Source organism: Dolichospermum heterosporum TAC447, assembly GCF_024584745.1.
In the GTDB taxonomy this organism is placed as follows: Bacteria; Cyanobacteriota; Cyanobacteriia; order Cyanobacteriales; family Nostocaceae; genus Dolichospermum; species Dolichospermum heterosporum.
The window spans coordinates 1,305,529-1,323,112 of the sequence record NZ_CP099464.1 but is presented as its reverse complement, the minus strand read 5'-3'; the positions used below and the strand labels follow the sequence as shown (position 1 = coordinate 1,323,112).

Below are 17,584 nucleotides of genomic sequence, written 5' to 3'. Positions count from 1 at the left end.
TCATTAAAGGAGGAGCAAAACAAGATTTAAAACATATTATTCTTTGGGAAACAGACCAGCCAGAAAGTATTACTTGGAATTTTCGCCGATTAGAAATTTTATGAGAGAGTAAAATGTGGTAAAGGAGATGAATTAGGCTTATTTAATATTACTGTTTATCAATACCTCTAAGATACAAGGTTGGGTTGTTCGCGTGAGCGTTGCGGAGCAATAGCATGAAACCCAACAAATGCGTTGGGTTGCGCTGTCGCTTAACCCAACAAAGCAGGAAATAGACAAGGTATTGTTTATACTACGCTAGGATTTACGCATTGACAAGATTCCCCAAATATGTGAAGTAAATTTCATCCCTTGTAGGGTGCGTCAGACACGATATTTTGACAAAAAAACAGATTCCCTCTATCTGACGCACCCTACTCAATAAGTTATTCCCAAAGCCGAAAACGACGCAATTTCGTTCATTCATATCATGGTAAATTTGTACAGTGCGTAAGTCCTATACGCATATTTTAAAAGCATCTTTTTTTTGACTGAAGCTCTAAACTGGTGAAAATGAGTGTTTATTACCCATTACCTGTTCCCTTTTTTGCAACAAGTTAAAATGAATAACAATGATTTAGCTTTTACTCCGGCTTTAGAGTTAGCACAATTAATCCGTCTACGGGAGGTGTCGCCGCTGGAGTTGGTGGAAGTATATTTGGAAAGAATTGAACGCTTGAATCCCCAATTGGGGAGTTATTTTACAGTTACGGCAGATTTAGCGATCGCTGATGCTAAACATAAAACGGAATTACTAACTACAACTTCAGAATTACCGCCGTTTTTTGGTGTGCCAATTTCTATTAAAGATTTAAGTGCAGTGGCAGGTGTTACTTGTACTTATGGAAATCCAGCACTGTTAAATAATATTGCCAATCATGATGATGGCGTGGTGACGAAAATTAAACAAGGGGGATTTATTATTCTGGGTAAAACCGCAACTTCTGAATTAGGTTCTTATCCTTACAGTGAACCTACGGGATTTCCCCCAGCCAGAAACCCTTGGAATTTGGCATATACTCCAGGTGGTTCTAGTGGTGGTGCAGCGGCATCGGTAGCAGCAGGATTAAGTGCGATCGCTCAAGGTTCAGATGGTGGTGGTTCGGTGCGTGGTCCGGCGGCTTGTTGTGGTGTTGTGGGCATCAAACCAGCCAGGGGAAGAGTTTCTAAAGCCCCTGTAGGCGATCGCTTGGGGGGCATCGCTGTTGATGGTCCCCTTGCCCGCACGGTGGCGGATGCAGCCGCTATGTTAGATGTAATCTCTGGCTATGTCACTGGTGATCCTTATTGGCTACCAGATCCCCAACCATCATTTCTGTCTGCAACTCAAGTTAAATTAGATCCTTTAAAAATTGCTTTTAGTACCAATATTCTCCCCTTTGGAGAAGCTGACGCTAACTGTCAACAAGGAGTATTTAAAACCGTCGAGTTATTAGCACAATTTGGACATCAAGTTGAGGAAAAATACCCAGATTTTAGCAATTTAATCGAACCATTTAAAGTAGTTTGGCAAGCGGGAATCGCAGCAGCGGGAATCCCGTCACAAGCTTTGCAACCTTTGAACCAATGGTTATTCGCCAAAACCGGTTCTGTGGCTGAATATCTGCAAGCACTTTCCCAAATGCAAATTGTCTCTCGGCAAATTATCACCTTTTTTGATACTGTAGATGTATTGGTATTACCAGTTTATTTACATTCCCCCATTCGCGTCGGTGAATGGGCAGATTTGAGTCCAGAAGAGACATTCGCCAAAATTGTCCACTGGGTCGCGCCTTGCCCTGTCGCAAATGCTACCGGATTACCTGCGATCGCCCTTCCCGTCGGTTTTGATAGCAATGGTTTACCCCTGAGTGTGCAGTTAATTGGTAAACCTGCGGCTGAGTCTACCCTCATTAGTCTAGCAGCCCAATTAGAAGCCGCTAACCCTTGGATTCAACACCAGCCATCACTTTAGGAGGTAGGGGCGCAGGGCCTGCGCCCAAAATATCTCCATATTCAATCCTGTTAATCCTTCAATCCTGAGCATCCTGATTCAGACAATAATCTAGAAAACAGAAAGTTGGCAAATATCGCCATATTCAATCCTGTTAATCCCTCAATCCTGAGTATCCTGATTCAGACATTTTAACTAGCCAGTTTTGCCTGTTCACGAGCATCAACAACCAAAACTAAACAAAGTGCTGCCACTGCTTTTTCCCATTCTTCACGCACTTTTACATCTTCCACACCATCAAACAAACCCACCAACCGGGGAACAGCTTGTTCTAAAGCTGCGTGGGGAACGGGACGGTGTAATTCAACCAAATGATTGATACTTTCCTGATTATTAAGAAAACCAACTACCCATTTTGTTGTATGGTCTGGACTATCAGGAACATTCTGAACACCTAATTCATTTTTTAGCCAATCATAAAAAAGTGGTAAATGTTCAGATAAAACTGCACCGGCTGTAGGTAAGGTTTTTTTGAGTAAGCTAACATCTAAACTGTCTAATTCTTGTTTTAAAGCCGGTGAATTCAGCACCTCATTTAAGGGTGTGGAAAGTATTGTTTCTATTTCCGATTCCGAAAAATCTAAATTTTGAGTGAAAGTTGCAATTAAAGATTTCATTTTGTAATGTACAATGATTATAGTAATGTAGAATTATAACCTATTACCGGGTAATCCTGCATCTATTTCTTTTGTACCGGAGCATTCGCCAAAATTCATCGGAAAATTAGATTTTATTTGCTGATTGTTATTTACAAAAGTTAATTAATCTACGATTGATTTAACATCAGCAGCAATACATACACCACCATATTTTTTGATAATTGGTCGAACAGCTTCAGCTATTTGCCGTTCTTGTTCTTCATTGCAAATAGTCATGACATAACCATTGGTAAGTGCATGACCTTCTAAATCGTCAATAACTCGACCTCTGTATCCCTTACCTGTGACATCCTCAATAATTGTATATCCAGAAACACCTATATAATCTAGAATTTTTAACACCTTTTGTAGTTCTAAAGAATTGATAATTATTTCGACTTTTTTGAAAACTTGCACCTGATTATACTCCTATTGTCTTAATAATGTTGAAATACAAAGGTATACCAACAATAATATTAAACGGAAAAGTGATAGCTAAAGCCATAGATACATATAAACTGGGGTTAGCTTCAGGAACAGTCATTCGCATGGCTGCGGGTACGGCGATATAAGAAGCACTAGCACAAAGTACGGCAAACAAAAGAGCATTTCCTTCAGACATCCCAATTAATTTACTAATAAAGATACCAATCATGGCATTAAATACAGGCATAAAAATGCCAAAAGCAATTAAGAAAATACCTGTATTTCTCAAGTCTTTGATTCTTCTAGCAGCTACCATACCCATATCTAGTAAAAAGAATGATAGCACTCCATAGAATATATCTTGGGTAAATGGATGTAATTTTTCCCAACCCTTTTCTCCTGTGAGAATTCCCACTATTACACTACCAATGAGGAGAAATACAGAACCATTTAAAAAGGCTTCTCTTAATACTTCACCCCAAGAAAACTTTTCTGCTTCTCCTTCTCCTGCTTCTAACTGACTTTTAGCAAAGAATCTCACCAAGACAATTCCCACAATAATTGCTGGAGATTCCATGAGTGCTAAAGCAGCTACCATGTGTCCACTAGAATCAATATTGAGAATTTTGAGAAAAGATTGAGCCGTAATAAAAGTAACGGCACTAATAGAACCATAAGTTGCAGCAATAGCGGCTGCATTATAAGTATCTAGTTTCAGTTTTAAAATGAAAAATGAGTAAATAGGAACAACAGAAGCCATGAATATAGCCGCTAAAAGAGTGAGGACAATTTCTGGATTAATGGCACTTTTTTCAATTTCATATCCACCCTTAAAACCAATTGCGAGTAGCAGGTAAAGAGAAAATAATTTGGGTAATGGTTGGGGAATTTCCAAATCAGATTGCAGAAAAATCGCCAGCATTCCTAAAAAGAAGAATAACACTGGCGGGTTTAAAATGTTGGACAATAGGGGGCTAGAATTCATTTTTTATTAATTTGATTCTGAGTTCGTAATTTTATATTTCAGGCTTAACTCTCCAATATACCTGCTGATATAGTATTTTGCAAATGGGGAGCATAATTATTAATAATTTTAACTGCGTGAACTTCATCTGCGTCTTAGTGCTTACAAAGCGTACTAAGGACATATTGATATTCGCAAAAAACTTTTCCAGGGTCTTCTAAGACTTATTGAAGGAAGCAGGAATAAGTATATAAGTAATTGGACAAAAATATTTACAGTCATTGTGAGGGAGGGGAAGCAATCACAACCCTTGGAATTGCTTCATTTTACTTCGTTTCATATAGCTAACGCCACGCAACGCTTGCACAATAACATTGTGTAATTAAGTAGGTGAACACAATAAAACCAAACTGTGTAAAGAAACGTAAAATCCCCCAAACCCTCTTCACTCTTCACTCTTGCCTCTTGCCTCTTGCCTCTTGCCTTGCCGTAACGACAATTTTCAACGCCAACCTACTTAATTATGTCTCAATACTTATAACTCTGAATCAAAAATAGGCAGGGGAAACGCATCCAGAGTCATCCTTTACTGATATAATTAAAATCCATGTACAGTCATGGTTTTGGATTAAGCTGTTGTGCATTTAGTTTGTATAATTCTAGCGGGCAAGATGCCCGCACCACAAAGTTCAAGTAAATTATGGTTATCAAATTTAGCTGCGTAACAGCTTAACAAAAAGGATATTTGATCACAATAAAAGCGATAAAACCAACTAATCTCATCTATTCCTATCCGCAATCATCCACACTCTGGGATTTACTCAAAGGGGTTGATAATCCATCAATACTCATAAGATTCTTCTTTTGTTGATATTCCTTAACTCCTTCTTCCCCTTTCCTACTAGCCCAATTAACTAAAGTATCTCTTTGTCCTTGATATTCATACAGCGGGACACCAAAACCACAAGAAGTTTGCACTCGTTCAATATCTGCAATAATAATTTGTCGAGTTCCCGCAAGCGGAGGAAATAAAGGATAAAGAGAATCCCATTCAGGCGAACCCGGTAAAATAGTTTGTCCCTGACCATAAAGACGGAGAATACAAGCAGGTTCTTGAAAAGCGCAAAACATCAAGGTTATTCGTCCATTTTCCTGCAAGTGAGCAGATGTTTCATTACCACTACCTGTTACGTCTAAATAACCAACTCGGTGAGGGGAGAGAATCCGAAAACTTTCCAACCCCTTGGGAGAAAGGTTAATATGACCTACCGAACTTAGCGGCGCTGTCCCCACAAAAAATATTTTTTGATTAATAATAAACTTTTGCAGTTCTTCCGTAATTAAATCAAAAAGTTTAGCCATAATCAGTAGATGTTTTTTATAACCTTAGTATTTTATACTATTTGGATAAAGCTTAACTTTTATTGGAAATGTCATCAATTTTTTTTCCGCCACTTATTCAACAAATTTATAGTGAAACCTGTGCTATTGCAGATACTAGATTATATGTTTTACGACTGGATATAATGCACCCTCATGTTAACGGTAATAAATGGTTTAAGCTAAAATATAACTTAGTGGAAGCTAAAGAGAAAAATTTCTCAACAATTCTTACTTTTGGTGGTGCTTATTCTAATCATATTTATGCTACCGCAGCCGCAGGAAATCTGTTTGGTTTTCGGACTATTGGCTTAATTCGTGGAGAAGAAAATATCCCTCTCAATCCTACTTTACAATTTGCAGTAGCACAGGGAATGGAATTAGTATATATTGATCGTCAAACATATAAAAAACGTCATACAGAAGAATTACAAAATCAGTTAAAACAGCGATTTGGAGAAGTATTTATTATTCCTGAAGGAGGTGGTAACTTAAATGGTCTGCGCGGTTGTATAGAGATATTACAAACGGTTAGAAAATTTAATACTATCTGTTTGGCTTGCGGGACAGGAACTACATTAGCAGGAATGACACTATCATTAAGTCAAGAACAAAGAGTAATTGGTTTTCCTGTTTTGAAAGATGGTGATTTTCTCAACGAAGATATCAATAACTTATTAACAAATTATCTAGCTTCTGGCTTACCAACACTTGTTAATACTCCTGCACCTTGGCAACTTATATCTGATTATCATTTTGGTGGTTACGCTAAAGTGACTAATAAATTAAAGCTATTTTGTCAAGATTTCCAACAACAACATGATATACCTTTAGATTATATATACACGGGAAAAATGTTTTATGGAGTGATGGATTTAATTGCAAAAGGCTTTTTTAAATCGGAATCTTTGCTATTAATCCATACGGGAGGTTTACAGGGTAATCAAGATGCAATATCTAAATTAAGCGTGTAAATTAGCCTGTTCTTGCAACCAAGGATCTACGGGTTGTCCGTCTTTGCGTTTAAGTTCTATTTCTATGACCATGACTTCCTTAGAACCGGGAGGTGCAGGTTTTTTATGAAAGAGAATTTCGTAATCTAAGGGGTTTTGATTATGTTCTTTTAACCAATCTTGAACTTTTGTTAAGGCAAAAAATGATTGTCCTTGAGCAAACATTTGGGTAATTTGCATTTGTAAGGTATAAGGATTAATGCGACTCATTTTTATTGACTCCTTTGGTATTTAGAATTATTATCTCACGCAGAGGCGCAAAGAGGAAGATGGAGTTTTTTTATTCTTCGGTATTGAAATCTACTTTATCATAAATATCTGCTAACAAGATTTGGCAAGGAATAGAAGATAGGTTTAAGCTACTATCTCCGTCTGTAAATTCAGAAAATATCCATTTATTATTATCGGTTTTAAAATATTGTTCAATGTGCATTGTGTATTGATCAATTAAAATATATTCTTGTAAGCTGGGAATTGTCCGATAAGCTGCAAATTTTTCATCTCTATCATAGCTTTTGGTAGATTTTGATAATACTTCTGCAATCATCACAGGATTTACTAAAGTGTCTTTTCTTCCTTCTTCATATTCTAAGGGATTTTTCACAACCATAATATCAGGGTAGGTATGAATTTTTCTGGTGGCAATCCAAAGACGTTGATCTGTTACAAAGACTTGATAAGGTTGACGTTTAAGAAGATAATTGGGTGTACCACTGAAATTAAGTGCAAGTTGGTTGTGATTGGGTGTTCCGCCTGTCATGGGTATAATTAATCCGTTGATATATTCGTGACGTATTTCTGAGTTTACCTCTAATTCTAGGTATTCTTCAGGTGAATAGTAGCGTGTTTCTTGTGCGAGAGTCATAATTTTAATTTATAGGTTTTATGGGTTGGCGATCGCTTCTACAAGTTTCTCGACTAAGTTATAATTATAACTTTTGTAGCGACTGTCTTGATTGTCAAGCGATAGCTTTGTATCCAGAAATGTTGAATAGCGTAATAAAACTTTACATATTGAAATAAACTTAGTCTATAAGTGCTATTTTTCATCTTATCCAAATAAGTTTCCTAAACCAATGAACATAACTTATTTCCTGACACATATAGGACTGAAGATAACGGAGTTTATCTAATAAAGTTTTGCCAAATTCTTGCGGTATTTCTATTAGTTGCAATATCAAATAAGCGATTAAACAGCACATTATCTTTAGTTCAAATCCTTCAGCAATCTCTCTCGTTTTTCCATCTGCATAATCCAAATCTGGACGATCCTCAACTAAATAGGCTCGCTATTGTGGGGATGTGGGGGTGCGATAGCGAAGCGCTCCGTAGGAAGCGCTGCTGCAAGCAGTTCGCTGTTTTAGGGTAGGGGATGTGGGAGGTGCGATCGCCGCAGGCATCGCACAAATATACTCAAAACGGCTAGAAGCTGGACTTTTTTATCATACAAAGAACAAGGTTCAAAGCCTCTCCAGTATTAAATATTATTCCTTTTCCCTCTCCTCTTAGGAGAGGGTTAGGGAGAGGTGCAAAGGAGAGGTTTACCAGAGGGGTTTCATATTTGGTTAAACTATGAACCGTTTGCAGTATAGCTCATAAAAACTTTTGCGGTTATAATTATTAGTAATCTGGTAAGTTATATTAGCTACTATGACTAACACATTACAATACATCTGTGATTCAGAAGGTCAAACAATTTCTGTAGTTGTTCCCATTGCCATGTGGCAAGAAATAATGGCTGAGAGAGAAACTGCTTATTTGTTGAGCAGTCCAGCCATGGAAGCGAGATTACTTACCGCTAGAAAACGTCAAGATGGAATTTCTTTGGAAGCAGCCTGTGAGAAACTTGGAATTTGATGCAGATGCTATCGCTTTTTGGGGATGTGGGAGAGCGATAGCGAAGCGCGACCTAGTAATTGCTGTTTGTCACTGTTGTGATTACGAAATAACCCAGATTCCTGAGATTGATTACACTTTTCACAGTGGTTTTCGATTAAAAAGATGCAAACCAAACCACAAAGATTTTGCCCAGTTAGGGTTTAACGCATTGCGCTAAACCCCTATGAGTGAATTAGATTCTAAGCAAAGACAAACTGTTTAGAATCTGTCAAATTCAAACTACTGGCTTGAATCCCAGTCAGAGTCGCTAAAGTTTGATTATTGAAGACAATCGCAGTATCTGCACCAACTTGATTTAACTGGAGTGTAGAGGTGGTAATACCTAAGCTAACAGCACCTTGAATACCGATAACATCCGTACCCAGTTGGAAGTCAAGCACGGTATTTGCAGCTTTGGGTAATTCAGCATTGACAATCCAGAATTGGTCAGCGCCGGCACCACCGGAAATTAAGTTACCACCACCAAGACTAAGTCTGAAGATATCTTTACCATCACCACCCAAAGCCCGGTCATTGCTACCCAAGTAGAAGGTATCATCACCGACACCACCGGATATGCGGTTGCCACCTTGACCATCTCTGGCATCAAAGGTGTCATTACCATCACTACCGAAAGCGCGATCGCCTTTATTCACAAAAATTGTATCTTCACCGCTACCCAAATCAACGATATTGTTACCTGAGTTGGGAAAAACAGATACAGTGGACAAGTCTACCTCATCTTTACCTGCACCTGTAAATACAATATTGTTTTGACCATCGAATTGACTACCAGGAGTGGCAATTAATTTATCATCTCCTGGAGTCCCTACAGTTGTAGATTGGTTGACTGCGAGAGTAAAGATATCATTGACAGTTGCCCCGGCTTTATCTGTCGCAATTACCTTGACACCCAGTGAACCTGTAACTCCTGTTGTGGGAGTACCGCTAAAGGTTCGAGTTGTGGAGTTAAAATTCAGCCAATCTGGTAACTTACTACCATCAGCTAAAGTAGCAGAATATTTAATTAAATCAGGAATTACACCATCATTGAGCAGTGTATTTTCAAATGTATCTGTTACTAACTGATGCAGTCTTGTTGTGGGATGAACATCGTCCCAGAAAGCATATTGATCAGGATTAACTGGATTAGTGGCTGTAATTAGAGGTTGGGTAATATTCGTGAATTTGTAATTAGCAGGATTAGTCTGAACTGCTGTACTCGAACCAAAGTTATCTATTAAAGATAAATTAACATTTAGAGCTGGTTCTAAGTTAGTTAAAGCTTGATTTAAAGCTGTATTAAAGCCAAGAGAAATTGCTCTGGCATTAGCTACATTATTACTAGCAATACTCGCAGGAGTAGCACCCAAATCGGCTAAATTGCCAACAACAATTTCTTTAGCACCTAATCCGGCTAAAATTGTAATTGCACTACTAATATTAGTAACTGCACTAGTCACAGCTTGAGTAGGATCTGTGGCAAGATTCAGAAAATCATTAGCACCAGCCCAAATTACATACAGTCCATCTTTACCGATGGAATTGGTATTTACAGTTTTAAATTGCTGAATTTGTGTGAGTAATCCAGGTACGGTTATTTGCCCAAAAGTATTACTTACTCCTGTATTTGCGCCCACAAAGGCGTAGTTTTGAATTGATTGGTCTGTAAATTGTAAATCATGTGCAAAGTAATCAACCCAAACTAAGCCATTAGAAAAACGACCTTGATAGTTGGGTGGTGCTGGAAAGGTGTTACCGGATGCTTTGTAGAAGTTACCTGTATCTGAGAGGCTATCACCAAAGATGACGAGGTTTTTATAGGGATTAACTGCGTCTGCATCGGAGAAGGTATCTTTGGGTAGTGTAAATGTAAAGGTAGAATTGACCTTAACTGTTTGATCTAAAAGTGGATTTTTGAGAACGGGTGCATCGTTGACATTTTCAACTGTAATTACAAAGATATCACTAACAGTTGCCCCGGCTTTATCTGTAGCGATCGCCTTAACATTTAAATTACCCACATTGTCATTGGTGGGAGTACCGCTAAAGGTGCGAGTTGTGGGATTAAAGGTTAACCAACTTGGTAAAGCATCACCATTTTCTAATGTTGCTGAATAGGTGAGAACATCACCAGCATCAATATCGCTGAAAGTGTTGGTGGGAATTTGGAAGTTAAAGAGGTTATCTTGTTTGGCGTTTTGATCTGCAATTGTATTTGCTAATGTCGGTGCATCGTTGACATTATCGGTAATACTGACTACAATGGGGTTAATGGTAATATTGTTATATTGAGCATCAGTGCTGGTGACACTATGGGTAATTTCACCACTATGAGAACCTTCCACAAGGACATCATCAAGCGCAGTCACTGTCACATTTTGCGCCACATTCCAATTAGCAGGCGTAAAGGTGAGTGTGACTGCGGAAGTCGTTAATTGACTGTTGGGATTAATGGCGATCGCTACATCCGCTGTTGGTTGACTGTTTAAAACGATTGTATAGCTATCCGTTGCCCCACCTTCTGTGACATTGGTTGTCCCACCAGTTTGAGTCAGAGTAATTCCACTGGTGGCAGGGGCGTTAATCCTGCCGGGAGAACCGATTTCCGGGTTGGAATTTACAGCTACGAACGCGCCGTTGACTCCAGCCGCGCTCAGTGTGGAGATCGTGGCGTTGTTTAATAAGGCGGCATTGTCGAAGGTGGCAAAGGTGACTGTTGGTGATGTGCCAAAAACGACGTTAGCTTGGAGAACACCAGTAGCATTATAGATATTTACGGCATCACCACTTGTACTCAATCCCACGCCTGTACCAGTGTAGTTACCAATCTGCAAGTTAGCCGGGGGATTTGCACCGAACCAGTTGGGGAGGAAATTGGTGTTGATGGTAGCACCTTCGATGAAGATGACAGATTCACCTGCGCCGATGCTTGTAATACCGCTTAGGGCGGCAGCAGAGCCGAAACTGTTGGAGTTATCGTCGAATTTCCAGCCTGTGATATTTACGGCGCTTGTACCTTTGTTGGTTAGTTCAAACCAATCTGCGGCTACGGGTGAGTTACCACTGCTCCAAGGCGCTACTTCAGTGATCAAGATGCTGCTATTGGTGGGTGTCTCATTTACCACGTCAGTGACAGCTAAGGTAAATGCTGTGGTGGCATCTGGGGTGGTGCCAACGGTTGTGTCGTCTACATTGACGTTGATGCTATAGCTGGTCTTAGTTTCAAAATCTAGGGTAGTTCCAGTTTTGATAAATAAACCATTATTCGTAATCTCAAAGGAACTGGCATCTGTTCCAGTTAAACTGAGGGTATTTGTTCCCAATCCATCGTCGGTGATGGTGATGTCTGCAACTTTAATGGCGGGACTTGTGCTGGTGTTTTCCGCAATTGCACTGATTTTATTGTTCAATACCACAGCGGTGGGGGCTTGGTTGGTAGCTGTGGAGGGTGCATAGACCCAAAGCTGGGGATGATCAATGTCACCACCGCCATTTTCGCTGACGACATAGAGATAACCATCTTTGTCCATTGTCAGACCTTCATGTTGTTGGTCGGCAATGGATAAGGGATTTCCAGGGTCAGAGATGATGGTTAGTGAACTGGAGATATTGCCAGCGCGATCGCTCTTGACAATCTTGCCTGATTCTTGGCTTAATATCAGGATGTTGCTAGAATCGGCTTTCCCGTTCAAAGCTGACAGATTCGACAATGCGAAAACATCGGCAAAGTCGGCAATACCAGCTTTTGCTGGGTCGAAAAGGTCAGTTGAGTTAACTGTGGTAGGCGAACCATTACTGGCAGTCCCCGCCGCAAAATCAATGGTTGTTTGAAAAATACCTTCTGGTGTAATCTCCTTAACCGCAATGAATCCGTTAGTTTGCGAGTCCCAAGAAATGCCTTCAATCCCAATATTGCCGACTGTTGTCCCCAGCTTGACAGTTTTTACATTGCTTTTGGTTAGCGTTGTCCCTGCTGTATATGTGAATAAGCTTGCCTGTCTGTCTCGTTCTTCGATTAAAACGAACTGACCGCCGCCAACATAAGTGAGTCCTTCTGTATCATAAAAGTCTGTACCTTGGGGACTAGTACCAAGAGCTAAGGTCATTGAGTTGATCAATTGCCCGGTTTTTGATACTTGCACTATGGATGTGCTACCATCGCCAACAACGAACAATGTATCGGTATCCCAGTTGTAAGTTACTGCGGAAACTTCTTGTGCTAGTAAGCTGTTGGTAGGTGGTGTTGTCCGTTTAGGTTCGGGTAGGTCGTAACGTCCAACTCGGACATAGGTGGATAAATCAACATTTGGCAATTGAGCAGTGCTAGGAGCGATTTTCAAAGCAGCGAGGATGGGATCATGATCGCTGGCTCTTTGGGCATTATCTACAAACTCACTATTAACGTGAACAATATCTACCTGGGCGGAACTGCTCAAATTATTGCTCACCAAAATATGATCGAGGGATTGGGAATTACCATCGAAAATGTAGGTATAACGTTCGTTTTCTGGCAGAGTATTAGAAAGATTGGTGAGGTTGCTACCTGCAAGAATGTTCAAGGGAGAAATGAACTCAAATTCATTGAAATCCCCCACAACAACCACATTAGGATTGAGTTTTGTGGCAAAAACAGAATCCACAAAACCTTTCACCGCTTCAGCTTGGGCGCGACGCTGATCTAAAGAGCCGTTAATGGTGTTGTTTTCTTGTCCATTGCCACCAGATTCACCACCAACTGAAGGTTGATTAACTCCAAAAAGTGGTCTGCTACCGCCTTTAGAAGAGAAGTGATTATTGATCACTGTTACTTCTTCACCGTTGAAGGTAAAGTCGGCAATTAGGGGTAGTCGGCTGTCAGTGAAGGCTGTAAAGGAAGATGTCGGCACGGTTTTGACAGAGCCGGCTACTAAACTAACGCGGCTATCATTGTAGAGGTAGGCATTACGGATGTTTGCGCCCGGTTCTCCACCATTGGTGTTGTTGGTAATGAAAGTATTGTCAATGAATTTGTAAGTTGGGCCACCTGCGGTAACAATCGCATCTACAAGAGTTTGTAAGGTGACGCTGGCACTAACAATGCCATTATTAGTGCTACCGCTATTGTCTTGAATCTCCTGTAAACCGATGATATCAGGATTTTTGAGATTATTGAAAATTTGCCGAGCGATCGCTGTAAACTGACCATTGGCAATATCTGTATTACCATCAGCATCATTCGGATCAAGGTTGAGGATGTTATAAGTAGCAATCACCAAAGTATCACCACCCTGATTCAGAGTCGTAACTTCCGGTTGCAAGGTAGAAGGCTGAATATTGCTAACAAAAGCTTCAGTGGGAATGATTTCAAAGTTACCAAAGTTGTAACCCACTACCCCCGTCACATCCCCCAACTTAGCCCCAACATTGACATTAGGGAAGACAAAATCAAATACTCCATTGTCAGCATCAATTTGAATGCGTTCGGGGTTGAAGTCGTTGGGAGAAATATTGATTGTGCCACGCTGACTTAAACCTGTTGCTCCCACACCATTATCTACAACGGTGTAAATTTCCCCAAAACTATTGGTAGGACTAACTGCAACTAAGTTTTTGGCAGTGACGCGCATTCCTTCTAGAGATTCAAAGAAATCAATACCGTCTGTGGTAGGGTCAAAAGATGTCAGTCCGTCGTCATCAATGATTTGTGTAGGTGGAATCCGTCCCCCTGCACCGATAATCATGGGAGCAGGTAGAGGGTTATTACTGGAAAGGATGGTAATAGTAGGATTGCCACCTATTTGGGTAGTTGATAAATTCCCTGTGCTGACACCACCAGGGGTAAATTCGCTGACTGTACCTGTAACAGTAATGGAGTCGGCAACTTTAACCGTAGGTGCGCTACTGGTGAAGACAAAGATAGCTTCAGATGTAGCGATGTTGGTATCGGGGTTGGGATCTTGCAAATAAAACCCGTTGGTATCTACAGCGGTGACAATACCGGGAACTGCCGTCACTACTTGACCGACAAAAGGTGAAGTGTGACCTGTACCTTGAATGTCGCTAATGCGACTGGGTGCATTGACTTCAAAAATGGCAGTAGTTTTGCTAATTTCGTTAGCAACCACCAATAAAGGTTTACTGTTGGGGCTATCGTTGGCGGAAATAAAGGTTAATCCTTCCGGTCCAGAATCAGTTACACCGGAAGTAGGACTAAGGCTGAAATCGCGGGTATTGACATATTGGACAAATTCGGGGCTGTTGGGATTGGTGACTTCATAGACCATGACACCGCCGACACGCTCTAACCCAATGAAAGCATATACGCGATCTGAAATTGCTCCAATAACTACACCTTCTGGTTCTGGTCCTTTGTTATCACTGCGGTTGTCGAAGTTATTACTATCGTTGTTGGAATTGTAGTTTCCAGGTAAAGCCGCAGCCGTAATGCGCTCGAAATCTGCGCCGCTATCATAAACCCGTTTACCAGCACTATCCCAAATTGTGAAGGAACGAGCGCCGAAGGTATAGATTTGATCGTAGTCTCCATCGCCATCCGTATCGCCCAAGGTATTCGTAACTAGCAAACGACCCAAATTTTGAGGAAGTTTGAGGGTAGCCCCATCAGGGAAAGTTGTGGGGTCGAGATTGAGACTAGAAACGGTAACTTCTTCATTAAAACCAGTATAAGACCGAGTATCACCTTCATTAGCGGTAACGTAGTAGGTTTGACCATTAACTGTGTAAGAGGCGATCGCATCGGGTTGATATAAACCAAAAACTGGCCAGTTCTGAATATTGATTTTCCCACCACCAGCAGAAGTACCATTCACATCCCGATCGCTTGCATCCAAGACATTATGATTGGTGGTGTTGACGCTGTTGTTATAATCTTTGACACCTAACGGCAAAATTGACTCTACTGTGGCTGTGGCGATGTCTACAACAGCGATCGCATTGTTTTCTTGCAGCGTCACCCAAGCTTTTGTCCCATCGCCAGAAAAGGTAATATATTCTGGTTCAAAATCTTGGGCAACTGATGAACCAGGTCCAAAGATTCTCACTCCTGACGCTTTGAGGGCATCAATTTGGCTATTGAATGCAGTGAAGGATGCTTCTTGGACGGTAGGAGTCGCCACACCACCGGCTAGGTTAATGATGCTGACTGAACCGACAGGATCGGTAGTATAAGCATTGTTAGGTTGACCTTCATTAGCGGTTAAAACCTTTGTGCCATCGGGGGTAAAGGTGAGCATATCTGGCAAGAAGCCCACATTCACCTTACTAATAAAAGCACCTGTGGTCGCATTGAAAAACTGAACTTCCCCTGGATTGTCGTCAGCAGTAGTTTGATTGGTAATGGCGATCGCTACAGCCACAATTCCCGCACTTACAGTTCCTAATTTACCGACAGCCACACTATTGGGAATTAGTGTAAAACCACCCGCAGTTGTCCCATCAGGATCACCACTGGTATTAAATGCCAAATCACCGATTTTGCTGGGACTAGCTGGGTTAGAGAGATTGAGGATTTCGACGACAGAACCGGCAACTACAAACAGGCGATCGCTAATTGGATCAAAAGCCGTAATTTCACTACCATTGCTGCTAGTGAAACCACCAATTTTGGTTAAAAGACTAGAACCATTGTTGGTAATAGCGATATTTTGGGTTGTGGTTGTACCCAGGGCAATTCCTGAAGATGGTGTACTGAGGCTTAATGCAGCAGTTTCTGTCCCTTCTGCTATACCATCATCAGTGGCGACAAAGGTAGCTGTGGCAGTGGTTTGACCATTAGGAATGGTTAAAGTTCTGGTGCTGAGAGAGTAATCACTAGGAGTAATCCCAGTCCCCCCTGCATTTAAGGTAACGGTTTGATTCCCTGATACCGCCGCTGACAATGTTGCTGTGACGGTGATTTGATTACGGCTAGATTCCGCAGTTGTGTTACTACTGACTGCCAGATTGACTGTTGGTAATGCTGGAAAGTCATTATCGGTAATGCCCACTGCAATCTGGGCAATAGTAATATTGTTATATTGAGCATCTGTACTGGTGACACTATGGGTAATTGCACCATTGTGAGAACCTTCTACAATTGCATCATCAACCGCTGTCACTGTCACAGTTTGCGCCACATTCCAATTAGCAGGGGTGAAGGTGAGGGAATTGGTACTGGTTGTCACCTGTGTACCAGCGTTTAACGAGATCGCTACATCTGCGGTTGGTTGACTGTTTAAAACCAGTGTATAGCTATCCGTTGCCCCACCTTCGGTGACATTGGTTGTACCACCAGTTTGAGTTAGGGTAATACCAGCATTGGATACCGCACCTAATGTAAATGCTGTACTACTAAATGGCACATCTGGGGCTGTGGTATCAATACTCTGATCACCTGCACCATCTTGGGCAATCCAATTGGTAGGATTATTAATAATTGGCAAATATGCCGCGAAGTTAGTCTGTCCATTACGAAGTCCATTAAAAGCTGCTATATCTGCGTCATCATCTAGGGTAGATAAATCCAGCGCATTCTGTCCAGCAGTTAGGCCTGTATTGGTTAGTAATCCATTAGTAGCATTAAACCCACCACTAGCGATCGCTGTAATAAAGGTGGGTGAAGCTGCACTTCCCTGATAAGCATAGATTATTTCATCACCTGCACCAATCCCACGATTTGTCCCCCGTGATGGTGATAACACAGAAGCATCCACGACCGTTCCTGTGCTGGCTGAGATTGTTCCACTACCAATGTTGTCAGTGCGGACAATTGTTCCTGCGGTAACTAAAGATGTGGCTGTCCAACTGAAAGCACCTTCATTTGTATCAACCCAAGCCGTACCATTCCACTCGTTATCTTCAAAAATAATTACTTCGTTGGGATTAATGTCAACTAATGCTACAAAAGCAATGTTGTCATTACCATCTGCATTATATCCAACAAATGCGATATTTCCTGTTGTTAGTGCCATAATTTAGATTTTCCCTGTGATTTTAATAAATCACATAAAAACAATAGTTAGATTCTATCCAGGAGGATCAACTAAATAGGTTAAGACAGTGATAGTTAAACATTATCAAAACATTAAGTAGTTTGGCGTTGAAAATTGTCGTTATGGCAAGGCACTCATGCAAGAGGCAAGAGTGAAGAGGGTTTGGGCGATTTACTTTTCTTTACACAGTTTGGTTTTATTGTGTTCACCTACTTATTTACAGGATTATTTTTGGTAGGGGTTTAGCTCATGCTTGATCCCTACCCGTTTAAATCAAATAA

The 17,584-nt window shown here is 40.8% G+C and carries 10 protein-coding genes; 3 read left to right on the top strand and 7 right to left on the bottom strand.

Features of this window, described 5'->3' with window-relative positions; all coding sequences use genetic code 11:
- The first annotated feature begins 601 nt into the window (after window positions 1-601).
- Complete coding sequence (locus NG743_RS05890) at window positions 602-1,993, top strand: amidase (protein WP_257121682.1); 1,392 nt, start codon at window positions 602-604, stop codon at window positions 1,991-1,993.
- 170 nt (window positions 1,994-2,163) lie between these two features.
- Here NG743_RS05890 and NG743_RS05885 read toward each other — a convergent pair whose 3' ends face one another.
- The 4 genes from NG743_RS05885 to NG743_RS05870 form a co-directional block, all read right to left on the bottom strand.
- Window positions 2,164-2,649, bottom strand: coding sequence for a hypothetical protein (locus tag NG743_RS05885; RefSeq protein WP_027404455.1), 486 nt, complete (start codon window positions 2,647-2,649; stop codon window positions 2,164-2,166).
- Window positions 2,650-2,793: 144 nt separating this feature from the next.
- Window positions 2,794-3,087 (bottom strand): P-II family nitrogen regulator, encoded by a 294-nt coding sequence (locus tag NG743_RS05880; protein ID WP_027404456.1) that lies wholly within the window; start codon window positions 3,085-3,087, stop codon window positions 2,794-2,796.
- Between the two features lie 4 nt (window positions 3,088-3,091).
- Window positions 3,092-4,081 carry a sodium-dependent bicarbonate transport family permease gene (locus NG743_RS05875; protein WP_027404457.1) on the bottom strand — a complete coding sequence of 330 codons (990 nt, stop codon included), beginning with the start codon at window positions 4,079-4,081 and terminating at the stop codon, window positions 3,092-3,094.
- Window positions 4,082-4,849: 768 nt separating this feature from the next.
- Window positions 4,850-5,422: a pyridoxamine 5'-phosphate oxidase family protein gene (locus tag NG743_RS05870; protein ID WP_257121681.1), complete on the bottom strand. Its 573-nt coding sequence runs from the start codon at window positions 5,420-5,422 to the stop codon at window positions 4,850-4,852.
- A gap of 68 nt (window positions 5,423-5,490) precedes the next feature.
- On the opposite strand from NG743_RS05870, the gene NG743_RS05865 reads away from it, so the two are divergent.
- Window positions 5,491-6,414, top strand: coding sequence for a 1-aminocyclopropane-1-carboxylate deaminase/D-cysteine desulfhydrase (locus NG743_RS05865; protein WP_257121680.1), 924 nt, complete (start codon window positions 5,491-5,493; stop codon window positions 6,412-6,414).
- Here the strand turns inward: NG743_RS05865 and NG743_RS05860 are convergent.
- Together NG743_RS05860 and NG743_RS05855 are read right to left on the bottom strand one after the other, a co-directional pair.
- Window positions 6,403-6,663: a hypothetical protein gene (locus tag NG743_RS05860; RefSeq protein ID WP_027404460.1), complete on the bottom strand. Its 261-nt coding sequence runs from the start codon at window positions 6,661-6,663 to the stop codon at window positions 6,403-6,405. The two genes, NG743_RS05865 and NG743_RS05860, sit on opposite strands and share 12 nt — an antisense overlap.
- 70 nt (window positions 6,664-6,733) lie before the next feature.
- A complete protein-coding gene (locus tag NG743_RS05855; RefSeq protein WP_257121679.1) occupies window positions 6,734-7,318 on the bottom strand; it encodes a Uma2 family endonuclease in 585 nt (194 codons plus the stop codon).
- 785 nt (window positions 7,319-8,103) lie between these two features.
- Between NG743_RS05855 and NG743_RS05845 the strand changes: the two genes are divergently transcribed.
- The gene (locus NG743_RS05845) at window positions 8,104-8,310 is read left to right on the top strand and encodes a type II toxin-antitoxin system Phd/YefM family antitoxin (protein ID WP_257121678.1); all 207 of its coding nucleotides are present in this window, start codon (window positions 8,104-8,106) and stop codon (window positions 8,308-8,310) included.
- Between the two features lie 221 nt (window positions 8,311-8,531).
- On the opposite strand, the gene NG743_RS05840 is transcribed toward NG743_RS05845, so the two are convergent.
- The gene (locus NG743_RS05840; protein WP_257121677.1) at window positions 8,532-17,282 is read right to left on the bottom strand and encodes a choice-of-anchor I family protein; all 8,751 of its coding nucleotides are present in this window, start codon (window positions 17,280-17,282) and stop codon (window positions 8,532-8,534) included.
- Between the last annotated feature and the right edge of the window lie 302 nt (window positions 17,283-17,584).